At 39.7% G+C, this 16419-nt stretch carries 22 protein-coding genes and 1 rRNA gene (1 of these 23 cut by a window edge); 3 read left to right on the top strand and 20 right to left on the bottom strand.

All coding sequences use genetic code 11. The features are described from left to right. A 16S ribosomal RNA gene (locus LIS78_RS00890) occupies window positions 1-1268 on the bottom strand; it reaches 283 nt to the left of the window's first position. Between the two features lie 254 nt (window positions 1269-1522). Next, window positions 1523-1723, bottom strand: a complete 201-nt coding sequence (locus LIS78_RS00885; protein ID WP_116077794.1) for a hypothetical protein — start codon at window positions 1721-1723, stop codon at window positions 1523-1525. A gap of 135 nt (window positions 1724-1858) precedes the next feature. Here LIS78_RS00885 and pdaB point away from each other — a divergent pair, with 135 nt between their 5' ends. Beyond that, window positions 1859-2623, top strand: coding sequence for a polysaccharide deacetylase family sporulation protein PdaB (gene pdaB / locus LIS78_RS00880; RefSeq protein ID WP_195781450.1), 765 nt, complete (start codon window positions 1859-1861; stop codon window positions 2621-2623). 44 nt (window positions 2624-2667) lie between these two features. On the opposite strand, the gene LIS78_RS00875 is transcribed toward pdaB, so the two are convergent. After that, complete coding sequence (locus tag LIS78_RS00875) at window positions 2668-3288, bottom strand: KinB-signaling pathway activation protein (RefSeq protein WP_195781451.1); 621 nt, start codon at window positions 3286-3288, stop codon at window positions 2668-2670. Window positions 3289-3433: 145 nt separating this feature from the next. Between LIS78_RS00875 and gerD the strand changes: the two genes are divergently transcribed. Together gerD and LIS78_RS00865 are read left to right on the top strand one after the other, a co-directional pair. Continuing rightward, on the top strand, window positions 3434-4063 hold the full coding sequence (gene gerD, locus LIS78_RS00870) for a spore germination lipoprotein GerD (RefSeq protein ID WP_033580786.1): 630 nt from the start codon (window positions 3434-3436) through the stop codon (window positions 4061-4063). A gap of 187 nt (window positions 4064-4250) precedes the next feature. Beyond that, on the top strand, window positions 4251-5159 hold the full coding sequence (locus LIS78_RS00865; RefSeq protein WP_071277644.1) for a LysR family transcriptional regulator: 909 nt from the start codon (window positions 4251-4253) through the stop codon (window positions 5157-5159). Between the two features lie 38 nt (window positions 5160-5197). On the opposite strand, the gene LIS78_RS00860 is transcribed toward LIS78_RS00865, so the two are convergent. From LIS78_RS00860 to LIS78_RS00780, 17 genes are all read right to left on the bottom strand, one after another. After that, entirely contained in the window at window positions 5198-6271 is a 1074-nt protein-coding gene (locus LIS78_RS00860; protein WP_195781453.1) for a P-loop NTPase, read from the bottom strand. A gap of 90 nt (window positions 6272-6361) precedes the next feature. After that, a complete protein-coding gene (gene cwlD, locus LIS78_RS00855) occupies window positions 6362-7069 on the bottom strand; it encodes an N-acetylmuramoyl-L-alanine amidase CwlD (RefSeq protein ID WP_209150828.1) in 708 nt (235 codons plus the stop codon). 70 nt (window positions 7070-7139) lie between these two features. Next, window positions 7140-7562, bottom strand: a complete 423-nt coding sequence (locus LIS78_RS00850) for a DUF2521 family protein (RefSeq protein ID WP_013054960.1) — start codon at window positions 7560-7562, stop codon at window positions 7140-7142. A gap of 111 nt (window positions 7563-7673) precedes the next feature. Continuing rightward, window positions 7674-8066 carry a 30S ribosomal protein S9 gene (gene rpsI, locus LIS78_RS00845; protein WP_013054959.1) on the bottom strand — a complete coding sequence of 131 codons (393 nt, stop codon included), beginning with the start codon at window positions 8064-8066 and terminating at the stop codon, window positions 7674-7676. A gap of 22 nt (window positions 8067-8088) precedes the next feature. Further along, window positions 8089-8526 carry a 50S ribosomal protein L13 gene (gene rplM, locus LIS78_RS00840; protein ID WP_209150827.1) on the bottom strand — a complete coding sequence of 146 codons (438 nt, stop codon included), beginning with the start codon at window positions 8524-8526 and terminating at the stop codon, window positions 8089-8091. Between the two features lie 156 nt (window positions 8527-8682). After that, window positions 8683-9423, bottom strand: a complete 741-nt coding sequence (gene truA, locus LIS78_RS00835) for a tRNA pseudouridine(38-40) synthase TruA (protein ID WP_013054957.1) — start codon at window positions 9421-9423, stop codon at window positions 8683-8685. Window positions 9424-9441: 18 nt separating this feature from the next. Next, window positions 9442-10239, bottom strand: a complete 798-nt coding sequence (locus LIS78_RS00830; RefSeq protein ID WP_252284531.1) for an energy-coupling factor transporter transmembrane component T family protein — start codon at window positions 10237-10239, stop codon at window positions 9442-9444. After that, window positions 10236-11105 carry an energy-coupling factor ABC transporter ATP-binding protein gene (locus LIS78_RS00825; protein WP_013054955.1) on the bottom strand — a complete coding sequence of 290 codons (870 nt, stop codon included), beginning with the start codon at window positions 11103-11105 and terminating at the stop codon, window positions 10236-10238. The genes LIS78_RS00830 and LIS78_RS00825 overlap by 4 nt, the downstream gene beginning before the upstream one ends. After that, a complete protein-coding gene (locus tag LIS78_RS00820) occupies window positions 11081-11920 on the bottom strand; it encodes an energy-coupling factor ABC transporter ATP-binding protein (protein WP_013054954.1) in 840 nt (279 codons plus the stop codon). Before LIS78_RS00820 ends, LIS78_RS00825 begins: the two co-directional genes overlap by 25 nt. Before the next feature lie 138 nt (window positions 11921-12058). Beyond that, window positions 12059-12421, bottom strand: coding sequence for a 50S ribosomal protein L17 (gene rplQ, locus LIS78_RS00815; protein WP_013054953.1), 363 nt, complete (start codon window positions 12419-12421; stop codon window positions 12059-12061). Window positions 12422-12465: 44 nt separating this feature from the next. Then, the gene (locus LIS78_RS00810; RefSeq protein ID WP_013054952.1) at window positions 12466-13410 is read right to left on the bottom strand and encodes a DNA-directed RNA polymerase subunit alpha; all 945 of its coding nucleotides are present in this window, start codon (window positions 13408-13410) and stop codon (window positions 12466-12468) included. 180 nt (window positions 13411-13590) lie between these two features. Then, entirely contained in the window at window positions 13591-13980 is a 390-nt protein-coding gene (rpsK, locus tag LIS78_RS00805) for a 30S ribosomal protein S11 (protein WP_013054951.1), read from the bottom strand. Window positions 13981-14003: 23 nt separating this feature from the next. Beyond that, entirely contained in the window at window positions 14004-14369 is a 366-nt protein-coding gene (rpsM, locus tag LIS78_RS00800) for a 30S ribosomal protein S13 (RefSeq protein WP_013054950.1), read from the bottom strand. Between the two features lie 24 nt (window positions 14370-14393). After that, on the bottom strand, window positions 14394-14507 hold the full coding sequence (rpmJ, locus tag LIS78_RS00795) for a 50S ribosomal protein L36 (protein ID WP_003156543.1): 114 nt from the start codon (window positions 14505-14507) through the stop codon (window positions 14394-14396). Window positions 14508-14544: 37 nt separating this feature from the next. After that, the gene (infA, locus tag LIS78_RS00790; protein WP_010285101.1) at window positions 14545-14763 is read right to left on the bottom strand and encodes a translation initiation factor IF-1; all 219 of its coding nucleotides are present in this window, start codon (window positions 14761-14763) and stop codon (window positions 14545-14547) included. Window positions 14764-14998: 235 nt separating this feature from the next. Next, complete coding sequence (gene map / locus LIS78_RS00785; RefSeq protein ID WP_014462024.1) at window positions 14999-15745, bottom strand: type I methionyl aminopeptidase; 747 nt, start codon at window positions 15743-15745, stop codon at window positions 14999-15001. After that, entirely contained in the window at window positions 15742-16395 is a 654-nt protein-coding gene (locus LIS78_RS00780) for an adenylate kinase (RefSeq protein WP_013054948.1), read from the bottom strand. Before LIS78_RS00780 ends, map begins: the two co-directional genes overlap by 4 nt. Window positions 16396-16419: the final 24 nt, after the last annotated feature.

The raw sequence follows: 16419 nt of genomic DNA, 5'->3' as shown, positions 1-16419 counted from the left end.
GCAGCCCTTTGTACCATCCATTGTAGCACGTGTGTAGCCCAGGTCATAAGGGGCATGATGATTTGACGTCATCCCCACCTTCCTCCGGTTTGTCACCGGCAGTCACCTTAGAGTGCCCAACTAAATGCTGGCAACTAAGATCAAGGGTTGCGCTCGTTGCGGGACTTAACCCAACATCTCACGACACGAGCTGACGACAACCATGCACCACCTGTCACTCTGTCCCCCGAAGGGGAACGCTCTATCTCTAGAGTTGTCAGAGGATGTCAAGACCTGGTAAGGTTCTTCGCGTTGCTTCGAATTAAACCACATGCTCCACCGCTTGTGCGGGCCCCGTCAATTCCTTTGAGTTTCAGTCTTGCGACCGTACTCCCCAGGCGGAGTGCTTAATGCGTTAGCTGCAGCACTAAAGGGCGGAAACCCTCTAACACTTAGCACTCATCGTTTACGGCGTGGACTACCAGGGTATCTAATCCTGTTTGCTCCCCACGCTTTCGCGCCTCAGCGTCAGTTACAGACCAAAAAGCCGCCTTCGCCACTGGTGTTCCTCCACATCTCTACGCATTTCACCGCTACACGTGGAATTCCGCTTTTCTCTTCTGCACTCAAGTTCCCCAGTTTCCAATGACCCTCCACGGTTGAGCCGTGGGCTTTCACATCAGACTTAAGAAACCGCCTGCGCGCGCTTTACGCCCAATAATTCCGGATAACGCTTGCCACCTACGTATTACCGCGGCTGCTGGCACGTAGTTAGCCGTGGCTTTCTGGTTAGGTACCGTCAAGGTACGAGCAGTTACTCTCGTACTTGTTCTTCCCTAACAACAGAGTTTTACGACCCGAAAGCCTTCATCACTCACGCGGCGTTGCTCCGTCAGACTTTCGTCCATTGCGGAAGATTCCCTACTGCTGCCTCCCGTAGGAGTCTGGGCCGTGTCTCAGTCCCAGTGTGGCCGATCACCCTCTCAGGTCGGCTATGCATCGTTGCCTTGGTGAGCCGTTACCTCACCAACTAGCTAATGCACCGCGGGCCCATCTGTAAGTGATAGCCGAAACCATCTTTCAATCATCTCCCATGAAGGAGAAGATCCTATCCGGTATTAGCTTCGGTTTCCCGAAGTTATCCCAGTCTTACAGGCAGGTTGCCCACGTGTTACTCACCCGTCCGCCGCTAACGTCATAGAAGCAAGCTTCTAATCAGTTCGCTCGACTTGCATGTATTAGGCACGCCGCCAGCGTTCATCCTGAGCCAGGATCAAACTCTCCGAAGAAATGTTTGACTTGCTCAATTAAAAAAATAAAAATTAACGTTGACGTTTGTCGCTTTGTTCAGTTTTCAAAGTTCAACCGCCGCTCTTGGGCGACTTTTTTATATTAACAAGTTGTCTTTCATTTGTCAACAACTTTTTAATATTTCATTTCTGATGAATTGCGATTGTTTTCCAATCACTCATCAGCGACATTTAATAATTTAACATCTGTACTATATAAAGTCAACACTTTTTGAAAAGTTTTTTTCGTTTCATCAAAAAATCTTATTTACTTCCCTGCTTTCACCGAACCTTTGCAAGATCTTTGAAAGGATTTGATACTTCTCTTGAATGTTTCGTTCAAGAACTACATGATTCAAACTTTGTTGAAAAGCAACGTTTGATCTCTTCATTTCTTCTCTAAGTAGTGCTTCTAACTCTAAACACTCCACCTGATTAAATAAACAAATTTTCATTGATTCACCTACTTTTTGCGACATTGATTCTCAAACATCAAAATAAAATCAGTTGTTCTTTTCCTTACCTGTTATTAATTGTAGACAAAACGCATACAAATTAGACAAGTACTACTTATTAAATGAGGTGACAAAATGAATATGTTTTATACTATTCGAGCCAAAAGAATCAAACAAACAATGCTTATCGTAGTTGCTGCGTTTTTTACAAGCTTTTTTCTCTATGCTCAGCAGACGTTTCACTTCCCCGTGTTTTCAACAGATGACGGTCCAAGAGCTGTTTATAAGGCGGATGATAAAAATCCGGAAGTTGCTCTTACATTTAACATCAGCTGGGGAGATGAAAGAGCTATTCCCATTCTGAATGAACTAAAAAGACAGCATATTGAACATGCTACTTTCTTTTTATCTGCTTCATGGGCTGAACGTCACCCAGATATTGTAGAGCGCATTAAGAAAGAAGGTCACGAAATTGGCACAATGGGCTATGACTATACTTCCTATACAAGCCTAAAACCTAATGAGATTAGACAGGATCTTGCAAAATCAAAGAAAGTCTTTGATTCGCTAGGCCTTAAAGATGTTCACCTTCTTCGTCCTCCTAATGGGCAATTTAATAAAGACATCTTAAAATTAACAGCAGATATAGGATATACTACTGTTCACTGGAGCATTGATTCTAAAGACTGGACAAATCCAGGGGTTGAAAAAATTGTCTCGAATGTTACAAAGCCTTTAGACGGGGGAGATATTATATTGCTGCACGCGTCTGACTCCGCTCAACAAACAGCAAAGGCTATTCCATATATCAAGAATTCATTACAAAATAAAAAAGTCTCAAACGTAAGTGTTTCAACATTAATTTCAAATTCAAAAACCCAAGTAAAAGACATCCGCTAAGATCTATTCCCACTGTATATGGAAAGCAAAAGCAGACAAATATGCTATTTGTCTGCTTTTGCTATTCTTGCGTGCGTAAGAAGTTTCGGCAAAATAAGAAGTTGATACATATTACAAATTAGAAGTGGAAACAACATAAGGTAAAGCCAGCTTTCTTCGTTCGTTCGCAGCGCTGGGAACCATTCAATTGTCGTTACAACAATCATAAAAAACAGCGCTGGTACAAAAGCCTCTTTATTCGTCTGCTTTTTCTTTGCATACGCCACTAACAACCCCACCGCTAACAAGAAAACGCTTAACAAAATATACTTGCCTATGCCTTCTCCCGATTGTTGAAAGAACTTATATCGAAAATAAGCAACGTCAAATAATACAAATAAAACAAATACAATTTGAACCGATTTCCAAAGAGATGCAGATTTAAAAATTCCCAACCCAAATCGGTGAATAGTTAAATATGCAAAAAAACCCATTTGGCTAATTAAACTAAAAATAAACCCTACGCCTACGAGCCATGTTAAAACAGCAACAATTTCTCCTATCTTTCCTTGTTGAAATAAGTGACCGTATTCCCCCCAGCGCACCGCAAACCCAACAACAGCTGTACTTATACCCCCGACAGCTAACGTGGTTAGAAATAGACGAACCCAATTTCGACTATTCACTTCCATCTCCCCCATAAGTTACAAAATTGTACCTTTTCATAAATTGTACCAATCACGTTTTGAAAAATCTAGAGCTCTTTTATGAATAAAAAACCTTGATTATCTCATATTAAGCGTAAGCATATTAGGAAAGGAGCTCATTACTATGAAAAAGCGACTCATGCTCCTCATTTATATAGGAATGTGTATGCTTTTAGCTACAGCCTGTGCACCCCAAGATGAAGAGAACAATGGTATGGATTATGATCAAACAAAGAAAATGGTTGTTGATATTTTAAAAACAGATGAAGGAAAAAAAGCAGTCGAGGCAATTATGAAAGACCCTTCTGTTAGACAAGATATTTTAATGGATCAAAACGCGATAAAAGATACAATTTCTCAAACCCTAGTATCAGATAAAGGCGTGGAATTTTGGAAAAAAGCCATGGATGATCCGAAGTTTGCTGAAAGCTTTGCTAAAAGTTTGGAAAAAGAAAATAAGACGGTCATCAAACAACTGATGAAAGATCCTGAATATCAAGGAATGCTTCAAGATGTTTTAAAGGATCCGGCTATGGAAAAAGAAGTACTGACTGTTTTAAAGAGTAAGGAATACCGCACTTATTTACAAAAGATTATGACCGAAACGTTTGATAGCCCTCTTTATCAATCTAAAATTCAAGACATTCTTTTGAAAGCCGCTGAAGAAACACAAGGTGGACAAAAACAAAGCAGCGACGACGGTGGTTCTTCTTCCGCTGGATCTGATTCAGGCGGAGAACAGCAACAGCAGTGATTAAATACGCATCTCATATGAGATGCGTATTTAATTATGTCAGTTATTTTTATTAAAAAACCTAAATGACTTCTTTATATTTTTTAATACTTAGTATTTTTATTGGAATTGTAAACTTTAATTCTTAGCTTTATGGTAAAATATTAGAAATTAACACAATCGTTTTATAGCAAAAGGAGGGAATTCGATGGAATTTCGCGTTATTAAAACGTTTCAAACCATTGTTCGTTTAGGAAGCTTTCAATTAGCCGCTGAATATTTAAAGTACTCTCAGCCTACCATTACACTGCACATTCAAAAGTTAGAATCCGAACTAGGATTTAAGCTTTTAGAACGAGGAAAAAGCATTAAACTTACTGAAGCAGGTAAAATCTTTTACGAACGGGCAAATATTTTACTAAAGGAATATGAATATCTAAATAACACCTTAAAGGATTATTCAACAGGCGAAGCTGGCACTATTCGTATAGGTGCTGCAGAGCCTACAGCAAGCAGTCGACTGCCTTCCATTCTCTCATTATTTAAAAAAAGATATCCCAACACAGAAATTAGCTTACTCGTTGCAGACGAAAAGCATCTTCATCAACATATACGCAATCAAGAAATTGATTTCGCGATTGGCACTGTCTCAGAATCGTTCAGAGATATAGAATTTGAGGCATTACTAACGGAAAAACTTGTGCTGCTACTACCATTCAATCATGCTCTAACAAAAAGAAAAACAATCTTTGCAAAAGATTTAATACACGAAACGCTGATTACAGCTGGGCAATCTTCCGTTCAAAAGAAAATTGAGCAGCTAATCTTTGAACGAACAGGCCAGCTGCCTGCTAAAGTCCAGTTAGGCACTATTAGCACACTTCAGCATTTTGTAAAAGAAAACTTAGGAATAGCCGTTGTTCCACAAATAAGCGCAACTCTTCCGCCAGATCAAGTGGTGGTTAAAACGATTCATGACTTGCATGAGGGGCCTGCAATCGGCATTTTAAAGCACCAGTCTCACACCGTAAGTACAGCCGGAAAAACATTTTTAGCTCTCTTAAAACAAAACCTTGCATTTGATTTAAAAAAGGCGCAGATTGAACTCTCTGTATAATAGCAAAAAGCACGCGCTCGAACAGCGCGTGCTTTTTGTTATTTTCCTGTTGCTGCTTTTTCATTTTCGCAAATAAATGCAATCTTGCTTGCAATCTCTCCATATATTTGACCTAAACGATGCGATTCGTCGTAAATGGAAGGTGCAAAATCTTCTTCATTCCAGTCGGGCTGACTTAACGGAAGCTGTCCTAAAAGCTCTGTCTGAAGTTCCTCAGCAAGTTTTGGACCTCCGCCTTTACCAAATACATACTCTTTTTCCCCTGTTAGCTGGCTTTCAAAGTAGGCCATATTTTCTACAACTCCAATTACCTCATGATCAGTTTTCAAAGCCATAGCACCCGCTCTAGCTGCAACAAATGCTGCTGTAGGATGTGGTGTCGTAATAATGACTTCTTTACAAGCAGGAAGCATGGAGTGAACGTCTAATGCGACATCACCTGTTCCGGGAGGTAAGTCTAGTAAAAGATAATCTAATTCTCCCCATTCAACTTCTGTAAAAAAGCTCGTCAACATTTTCCCAAGCATAGGTCCTCGCCAGATAACGGGTGAATTATCTTCTACAAAGAAGCCCATCGAAATAACTTTTACTCCGAAACGGTCAACTGGAATAATCTTTTCACCTTCTACTACAGGACGTTGTGTAATTCCCATCATATCTGGGACGCTGAATCCATAAATGTCAGCATCAATTAAACCAACTTTCTTTCCTAAACGAGCTAGAGAAACGGCCAAGTTAACAGAGACTGTTGATTTACCAACGCCTCCTTTACCGCTGGCAATAGCAATAAATTCAGGTGCATTCGGACTAGTTAGTAAGTTGCCAGTATTCGGTTGTTCAGCGCGGTACTGCTGAAGTTCTTCAGGCGTAAACTCAACAAATCGCAGTCCAACCGACTGTACACCTGCTTTTTTTAATCCTTCTACAATCGTGCCTTGAAGGCTCAGCTGTTCACTAGTACCTGTTTTTGCAACAGCAATCTTCAGGCTTATATGCTGTTTTTCAGCTTTGATTGTTATTTCTTTAATCGCATCTGTTTCTGATAGTTTTTTATTTAAAAATGGATCTGTAATTTCCCCTACTACTTCTTTTACTTGCTTTTCCGTTAGCATACTCCCACCACCATGTTAAAATCTATTTATTTATACTATCAAGTATATCATACATATTAGATTTTTCTGAATAGAAGGATGCTATGCTTTTTATTTGGGCTTTTCTCCAGTAAAATACCGGCTGACTCCTTCATAAATGGATTCAGCTAACTTTTTTTGATAGCGTTTCGATTGAAGCATTTTACGTTCTGTAGGATTTGATAAGAATCCTACTTCAACCAAAGCACCCGGTGGCTTAGAATACTTAAGAAGGTAGAGAGTTTGAATAGCTTTTGCTTCACGACTCGTATTATCCAGATTATTTCTTAGCTCTTGTTGAATGAGTTTGGCCACTTGCTCGTTTTCTTTTAGGGACCCGTAATAGAAAGTTTGAGCCCCTCTCCACGCAGAGGATGGAATAGCATTCAAGTGAATACTTAAGTACAAATCAGCATTGGATTTATTAATCATCGTTAAGCGATTTTTTAAGTCTTCTACTTTTCTGCGACTGTATCCTCTTGTGTCTTTGGCCGCTAGGTCTTCGTCTTTTTCTCTCGTCATAATAACAAGTGCCCCTTGCTCTTGCAGATAGTCCCGAAGCATTAACGAAATTTTAAGAGTTATTTCTTTTTCAAGCACTTCCTCCTCTCCTACGGCTCCTCCATCAACACCGCCATGTCCAGGATCTAGCACAATAACTTTCCCGCTAAGAGGAAGTGAAAGCGAACCGGATGATGTTTTATGATCTATCTGATATTGTACAATGACAAAAAGAACGAGAAGCGCTATAATTGTGCTCATTATTTTTACTTTAGACATTTTATCCCTTCCCTTCTTGCCTCACCTATTTATTTCTATATGGGACAAGAACGGGAATTATGAGTACTTTTTAATGCAAACGTAACCGACGTCTTTTTTCTGCGGTTCGATAACCTTCTTTCCACCAGTCCTGCACATATCCTTGACACAAATAATACAGACCATCTTGATAAAGGTCTGTTACAGACATGCTAACGGCTCCGTACAATGTATCAATTAAAAGAGACTCTTCTTGCTTACTGTGCTTCTGAAAATCCTCGTAGCCTTTACCACGTTTACTCACCCGGGCACCTAATAAAAATGATTCTATGGCAATATCAAGACAGTACTCCTCCACATGTTCGTCTCCTAGCATATTCCACTGAAACATTGGATGAAAATAACGGCGCAGCCTCTCTTGAAGCAAATCAAACGACAGCTCTCTTAGGACTTTGCGTTCATATTTCATTTCTTTTTCATAACGTTTTTCTTTTAAATATGTAACCTCGTTCACGATAACGCCTCCCTTTTTTACATATTGTCTGCACAAGCGTTCGTCTCATACGCAAACAACAAATAAAAAAAGCCTTGGTCCAGAGACCAAGGCTTGAAACGTAATATAAAATTAACGTTTTGAGAATTGTGGTGCACGACGAGCGCCTTTAAGACCGTATTTTTTACGTTCTTTCGCACGAGCGTCACGAGTTAATAGACCAGCACGTTTTAATGTTCCACGGTATTCAGGGTCTGCTTCTAATAAAGCACGAGAGATTCCGTGACGGATAGCGCCAGCTTGACCTGCATAACCTCCACCATTAACGTTTACAAATACGTCATAGTTACCTACAGTTTCAGTTAAAGCAAGTGGTTGTTTTACTACTTCACGTAGTGCAGCAAATGGAATGTATTCTTCGATTTCACGACCGTTGATTGTTACGCGACCGTTACCTGGTACTAAACGTACACGAGCAACAGAGCTTTTACGACGACCAGTTCCGTAATATTGTACCTGTGCCAAGATAATAACCTCCTCTTATTAATTATCCGCGAAGTTCGTAAACTTCTGGTTTTTGTGCTTCATGTGGATGTGTGTCACCAGCATACACATGTAATTTTTTGAACATTTGACGGCCTAGGCTACCTTTTGGAAGCATGCCTTTGATTCCTAATTCAAGCATTTTCTCAGAGTAGTTAGTACGCATTTCTAATGCTGTACGTTGTTTCAAACCACCTGGGTGCATGCTGTGACGGTAATAAATTTTATCAGTTAATTTTTTACCTGTTAATTCGATTTTTGACGCATTGATAAGGATCACGTGATCACCAGTATCAACATGTGGTGTAAAAGTTGGTTTATGTTTACCGCGTAAGATTGATGCTACTTCACTTGCTAAACGACCTAAAGTTTTACCTTCAGCATCGACAACATACCATTTACGCTCTACTTCGTTTGCTTTCGCCATGAAAGTTGTACGCATGAGTTTCCCTCCTAATTTTCATCATCAATTATAAAATTATTTCAACCTTCTATTTCAACACGATTAATTTCCGGGGCTAACCGTGGGGTTAAAATACATACCATATGATATATTATATCTTTAAGCTACTAATGTCAAGAAAATGTTACACCAGGTTTAGTTGTCATAGAAAACGCGCCATAAATATAGTCCTTGCGAAGGCGCAGTTTTCCCTGCACGAGGACGTGATTTGCTTTCTAGAATATCTTTTATAGCATCTGGTTCAATACGGCCTTGTCCCACTTCTAAAAGCGTTCCAACAAGAATACGAACCATATTATACAGAAAGCCACTTCCAACGAATCTAAACACAAGCTGACTATTCTCTTCATACATATCAATCTTGTAAATCGTACGAATCTTATCTTCCACTTCTGTCCTCGCTGAACAAAAGCTTGTAAAGTCGTGTGTACCGAGTAAATATGTGATGGCTTTTTTCATTTTTGAGTAGTCTAATGGATAAGGGTAATGGTATGCATAAGAACGAGTGAAAGGATTTCGATCTTCGCCGCGCAAAATATGATAGCGATACTCTTTTGAAGTAACGTCATACCGGGCGTGAAAATGTGCATCAACTTCACATACATTCTTCATTACAATATCATCTGGTAGCATTGAATTCAATGCTTTTTTCCACTTATCACATGGAATATTTAGGTTTGTATCAAAATGAATGACTTGCCCCTGTGCATGAACATTTGTGTCCGTTCGTCCAGAGGCGTAAATCGGCACTTTTTTGTTATGCATTTTTTCTAGAACGGCTTCAATCTCCAGTTGAACAGTTCGCTTATTGGGCTGAACTTGATAACCGGAAAAGTGGGTGCCGTCGTATGCAACTATACATTTTAAACGTTTCATCTTTTCACCAAACAATCTTTACGTTCTAATCAGCACTAAAACAACTGCTACTGCTAGCAGAAGTAAAAGCATAATTGTATCTATGCTTCCCCATTTCAATTGACGATACTTTGTACGCCCTTCTCCGCCTTTATAACCCCTTGCCTCCATGGCAATAGCTAGCTCTTCAGCGCGCTTAAACGAACCTATAAACAAAGGAACAAGCAAAGGAACGACAGCTTTCAAACGATCCGTAATGGGGCCGCTGCTAAAGTCCACTCCTCGTGCTGTCTGCGCTTTAATAATTTTATCTGTCTCTTCCATCAATGTAGGAATAAAGCGAAGAGAAATGGACATCATTAAAGCTAATTCGTGTACGGGAAGCTTGAGCTTTTTAAATGGATTCAGCAAGCTTTCCATTCCATCTGTTACTTCAATAGGCGTAGTCGTTAAAGTTAGCATCGTCGTAATTAAAATTAAGAACAAGAAGCGCAAGGAAATTAAAACACCTTGAATAAGGCCGCCTTTATAGACAGAAAACCATCCCCATTCAAATAAAAGAGGACCTTCCTTTGTCATAAAAATGTGCAAAAGAAACGTGATGATAATAATAAACATAACGGGCTTTAACCCTCTTAAAATAAACGAAAGGGGCACTTTACTCATGGCCACTATCATAAGGGTATACACACCTAAAAAAGCATAGCCGATAGGGTTATTTGCTAAAAACACAATTAATACATACGCAAACACAAGAAGCAGCTTGGCCCGAGGATCCATTCGATGGACAACCGATTGACCCGGCACATACTTACCAATAATGATTGAGTTCATCATAATCGTTCACCTTGCTGCATAAGGTGCTGCACTTTCTCTACCACTTCAGAAAAGGTAATTACCGTATCCGATGCTTCAAGCTGAAATTTCTCTTGCAGCTTCAGCATAAAGCGAAGCGATTCTGGAACATCCAATCCATATTCTTTTAGCTGCGTATGCTGACCAAACACTTCTCTAGGTGACCCTTTCATCGCAACCGTTCCCTTATTCATCACAATTAGCTCATCAGCGTACATAGCTGCATCTTCCATGCTGTGAGTCACGAGAATCGTCGTCAAGCCTTTTTCTTTATGAAGACGATAAATCATATTCATAATTTCTTGACGCCCTCTAGGGTCCAATCCAGCAGTTGGTTCATCTAAAATTAGCACATTAGGATTCATCGCTAAAATACCTGCTATCGCTACACGACGCATTTGTCCACCGCTCAAATCAAAAGGAGATCTGGTGAGAATGTCTTCTGGCAACCCTACTAACTTGATAAGCTCTCTTGCTTTTTGCTTTGCTTCTTCTTCCGAAACGCCATAATTCATTGGTCCAAAAGCTATATCTTTTTCCACCGTTTCTTCAAAAAGCTGATGTTCTGGAAATTGAAACACCACGCCTACTTGCTGACGAATAGCTTTTAAATTCTTTTCTTTTCGATTGGCTTTAATGGTGCGCTCACCGATTTGAATTTCACCAGCAGTTGGCTTCAATAAGGCATTCAGATGCTGTATGATTGTTGATTTCCCAGAACCAGTATGGCCAATAACAGCCAAAAATGTACCTGATTGAATGTTTAAATTTAAGTCATGTAGAGCAATTCGTTCAAATGGTGTATTAACTTGATAACGATGCTCTACTTCTTTGAATATAATGTCCATAGTTCGTCCACCAAGTCCTCATCTGTTAAATGAATTTTTGATAAAGGAATTCCTACGGAAGCAAAACGATGGCTTAGTTTAACGGAAAACGGCAAGTCTAGTCCAATATCCGTTAACTTGGAACCTAATGCAAATACTTCGCGTGGAGTACCTGTTGCATATATCTTCCCTTTGTTCATCACAACGACTCTGTCAGCCATTGCTACTTCATCTAAATCGTGAGTAATTGAAATAACCGTCAGTTGTTTTTCTTCTTTTAATTTTCTAACAGTTTCAAGCACTTCAGTTCGCCCAATAGGATCTAACATAGATGTTGCTTCATCTAGAATGATGACAGATGGCTGTACGGCAATTATACCCGCAATGGCCACACGCTGTTTTTGTCCACCTGATAGCTGATGAGGCTCTTGATCCAGAAAAGCACTCATATTGACCATTTCGATTGCTTCAGGTATACGTTTTTCCATAATCTCAAATGGAATCCCGTTGTTTTCAAGCCCAAACGCAATATCGTCTTGAACGGTTGAGCCAACAAATTGATTATCTGGATTTTGAAACACCATTCCAATCTGCTTGCGCACATCCCATATTGTTTCTTCAGATAAAAGAGTATCGCCCACTCGAACCGTTCCTTTTTCAGGTAGCAAAAGGCCGTTTAGAATTCGTGCCAGCGTCGACTTACCAGATCCATTATGTCCAGCTATCGCTAACCATTCACCTTTATAAGCAGAGAGAGAAAGGTGATCTAATGTTAGGTCTGCTTCAGGATCGTATCGAAAGCATAAATCTTTTACCTCTAAAGACATTTCTTTCAACGCTATCTTCCTCTCAGCTTTTTCTATTGCAGCATTGCCTACATTGATTTTTTACACTATTTACCCGGTTTTAGGTATAAAAAAAGGGCAACGACTAGTTACACACTGTCTCGCCCTTTTCTATCTGTATTAAAAATATTAAACTAATTCAATGATAACCATTGGAGCACCGTCACCACGGCGAGGTCCAACTTTTAAGATACGAGTGTAACCGCCTTGGCGATCTTCGTAGCGAGTAGCGATATCGCTGAATAGTTTTTGTAAAGCGCTTTGACCAGCTTCTTCGTTAGCTACTTCATTACGGATGTAAGATGCAGCTTGACGACGAGCGTGTAGATCTCCACGTTTACCTAAAGTAATCATTTTTTCAACAGTTGAACGTAATTCTTTTGCACGAGCTTCAGTTGTCTCAATGCGTTCACTGATGATTAAATCAGTTGTTAAATCACGAAGAAGCGCCTTGCGTTGTGCGCTTGTACGACCTAATTTACGGTAAGACATGTGAGGTCCCCTCCTTTGTTAAGTAGTTAAACAGGTAGATATAATCAGTCGTCCTTACGTAGACCCAAACCTAATTCTTCAAGTTTAGCTTTAACTTCTTCTAAAGATTTACGGCCTAAGTTACGAACTTTCATCATATCTTCTTCTGTTTTATTAGCAAGCTCTTGTACAGTATTGATGCCTGCTCGTTTTAAGCAGTTGTAAGAACGAACAGATAAATCTAGTTCCTCGATCGTCATCTCTAGAACTTTTTCTTTCTGGTCTTCTTCTTTTTCTACCATAATCTCTGCTTTTTGAGCTTCATCTGTTAAGTTAACGAAGATATTTAAGTGTTCCGTTAGAATCTTTGCACCTAAAGCAACAGCTTTTTCTGGCTCGATGCTACCGTCAGTCCAAACATCCAACGTTAACTTATCGTAATTTGTCATTTGACCAACACGAGTATTCTCTACATAATACGATACGCGAGTAACAGGCGTATAGATTGAATCAATTGGAAGTACACCAATTGGTTGGTCTTCACGCTTGTTAGCATCGGCAGGATTATAACCTCGACCTGTGCGAGCAGTAAGTCTCATACGGAAATGAGCATCTGACTCAAGTGTTGCAATATGAAGATCCGGATTTAGAACTTCGATATCGCTGTCTGCTTGAATGTCAGCAGCCGTTACTGTACCAGGACCTTTAACATCGATCTCAAGTGTTTTCTCTTCATCAGAGTAAATCTTTAACGCTAACTTTTTAACGTTTAAAATGATGTTTGTTACATCTTCAACAACTCCAGGAACTGTTGAAAATTCATGTAATACACCTTCAATTTGAATAGATGTTACAGCTGCACCAGGGAGTGAGGATAATAGGATACGACGTAAGGAGTTACCCAAAGTAGTACCATATCCACGCTCAAGTGGTTCGACGACGAATTTACCGTACTTTCTATCATCGCTGATTTCTACCGTTTCGATTTTTGGCTTTTCAATCTCTATCAATATAAACCCTCCTTCAAAACGTCGAAACCTCGGCTAGACGGCTGATTTCTCAAATGCCTAACCGAAATTCCCTATTAGACAGTTCCCGAATGTGCACAACAAATGGAAAACATTTCGTTGCATGAATAAATTCTACACCATCATCATTATAGACAACGAAATAGAATCTATACATATTAATTATACACGACGACGTTTTGGTGGGCGGCATCCGTTGTGAGGTACAGGAGTAACATCTTTAATAGCTGTTACTTCTAAACCTGCAGCTTGAAGAGCACGGATAGCTGCTTCACGACCAGCACCAGGGCCTTTAACTGTAACTTCAAGAGTTTTCATTCCGTTATCCATAGAAACTTTAGCAGCAGTTTCAGCAGCCATTTGCGCAGCAAATGGAGTAGATTTACGAGAACCTCTGAAGCCAAGTGCGCCTGCACTAGACCAAGCAATCGCATTACCGTGAACATCTGTAATTGTTACAATAGTGTTGTTAAACGTTGAGCGAATATGAGCTACACCAGCTTCAATATTCTTTTTCACGCGACGTTTACGTGTATTAGTTTTACGTGCCATCTGTTAATGACCTCCCTTACTAATTATTTCTTCTTGTTCGCTACAGTACGGCGTGGGCCTTTACGTGTACGAGCATTGTTTTTACTGTTTTGACCACGAACTGGTAAACTACGACGGTGGCGGATACCACGGTATGAACCAATCTCAATTAAACGTTTGATGTTTAAAGAAACTTCACGACGAAGATCGCCTTCTACTTTATAGCTATCTAAAATATCACGAATTTTACCTAATTCTTCTTCTGTTAAGTCACGAACGCGAGTATCTTCAGAAACTCCAGCTTCAGCTAGAACTTTTTCAGCAGTTGGACGACCAATACCGAAAATGTATGTTAATGAAATTACTACACGCTTGTCACGAGGAATATCAACACCAGCAATACGTGCCATATGAATAGTGCACCTCCTTATTGATTAACCTTGTTTTTGTTTATGCTTAGGGTTTTCACAAATTACCATTACTTTACCTTTTCTACGGATAACTTTACATTTTTCGCAGATTGGTTTAACTGATGGTCTGACTTTCATGTTTCATACCTCCTTGATAGTACGGAGTGCATAGGTTTTATTTGAAACGGTACGTAATTCTACCGCGAGTTAAATCGTATGGTGACAATTCTACAGTTACTTTATCACCAGGTAAGATTCGAATGAAATGCATGCGAATTTTTCCTGATACGTGAGCAAGTACTGTATGACCATTTTCTAATTCTACCTTGAACATAGCGTTAGGTAAAGTCTCAGCAACTGTACCTTCAACTTCAATTACATCGTCTTTTGCCATTAAAGTGCTCTCCTTTCTTTGAAACAGTAACAAGCTATCATTAAACGACTTAAAAAGAACCTGTTCTGAACATCCGGAGATCGTAATCATTAAATTCAAGATGATTGACGCTAATATACATCTTTACCATTTTAACAGCAATTCAGACGAAAAACGATCATCGTGAATTTAGATAATTACTGTTTACTGTCCAGTGCATCTAGCGAGGAATGGATAGAGATAACATCCTTTAACATTACAATGCTGTCAGAATTTCATATCCCGTCTCAGTAATTGCAATAGTATGTTCGAAGTGCGCACACATTTTACCATCTACTGTGACAACTGTCCAGTTATCAGGTAATGTTTTTACATATCGCATACCAGCATTCACCATTGGCTCAACTGCCAATACCATGCCTGGACGTAGACGCGGTCCTTTATTCGGTGGACCATAATGAGGTACTTGCGGATCTTCATGTAAGTCTTTGCCGACCCCATGGCCAACATATTCTCTTACAATCGAAAAGTTACGTGATTCTGCGTACTGTTGAATAGCATGTGAAATATTCGACAAACGCTCACCCGGCTTAGCTTCTGCTAATCCTTTGTAGAGAGATTGCTCAGTCACATCAAGCAGCTCTTGATTTTCTAATGAAATCTTTCCTACTCCATATGTCCAAGCTGAATCACCGTGATAGCCACCGAATTTAGCTCCGATGTCTAAACTGATGATATCCCCTTCATTAAGCTTGCGTTCACCCGGAATACCATGAACTAATTCTTCATTCACAGAAGCACATACACTGCCGCGAAAACCATTATACCCTTTAAAAGACGGAATTGCATCATGTTGACGAATAAAATTTTCAGCAATTGCATCCAATTCTATAGTCGTAATACCTGGAGCGATATGCTTTTTTAACTCTTGATGAGTTAAAGCCACGATTCGTCCAGCTTCACGCATGACCTCAATTTCCTCTGGTGTCTTGCAAATGATCATTGCTTAACCCCAGCAAGTAATTGACGAACATCCTCAAACACAATGTTAATATCTTGATTACCATTAATATTGCGTAGATAACCTTTTTCTTGATAGAAATCAAGTAGAGGTTGAGATTGTTTAACATTAACTGAAAGTCTAGTTGAAACCGTCTCAGCATTGTCATCTGCACGTTGGTAGAGCTCTCCGCCACATTTGTCACAAACTCCTTCTTTCGCAGGAGGATTGAATACTAAGTGGTAAGTAGCTCCGCAATCTTTACAAATGCGGCGTCCAGTAAGACGCTCCATTAAAATGCTTTGATCTACATCAATATTAATCACATAATCAATTTGCTTGTTTAGTTCTTTTGTAATTGTTTCAAGAGCTTCTGCTTGGGCTACTGTTCTTGGGAAGCCATCAAGTAAAAAGCCGTTTTCACAATCTTGTTTGTTTAAACGCTCGCGCACAATTCCAATTGTTACTTCATCAGGAACAAGGTTACCTTGATCCATAAATGATTTAGCTTTTAAACCTAGTTGCGTTCCTTCTTTAATTGCAGCTCGGAACATATCTCCTGTTGAGATATGAGGGATATCGTAATGCTCAACGATTTTTTCTGCTTGAGTACCTTTCCCAGCACCAGGAAGGCCCATTAACACTAAATTCATTTCTTGCTTCCCCCTCAGTATCTT

This window comes from Priestia megaterium (assembly GCF_023824195.1).
GTDB lineage: Bacteria > Bacillota > Bacilli > Bacillales > Bacillaceae_H > Priestia > Priestia megaterium_D.
The sequence above is the reverse complement of the archived record's forward strand: the minus strand, read 5'-3'. Positions and strand labels throughout refer to the sequence as shown.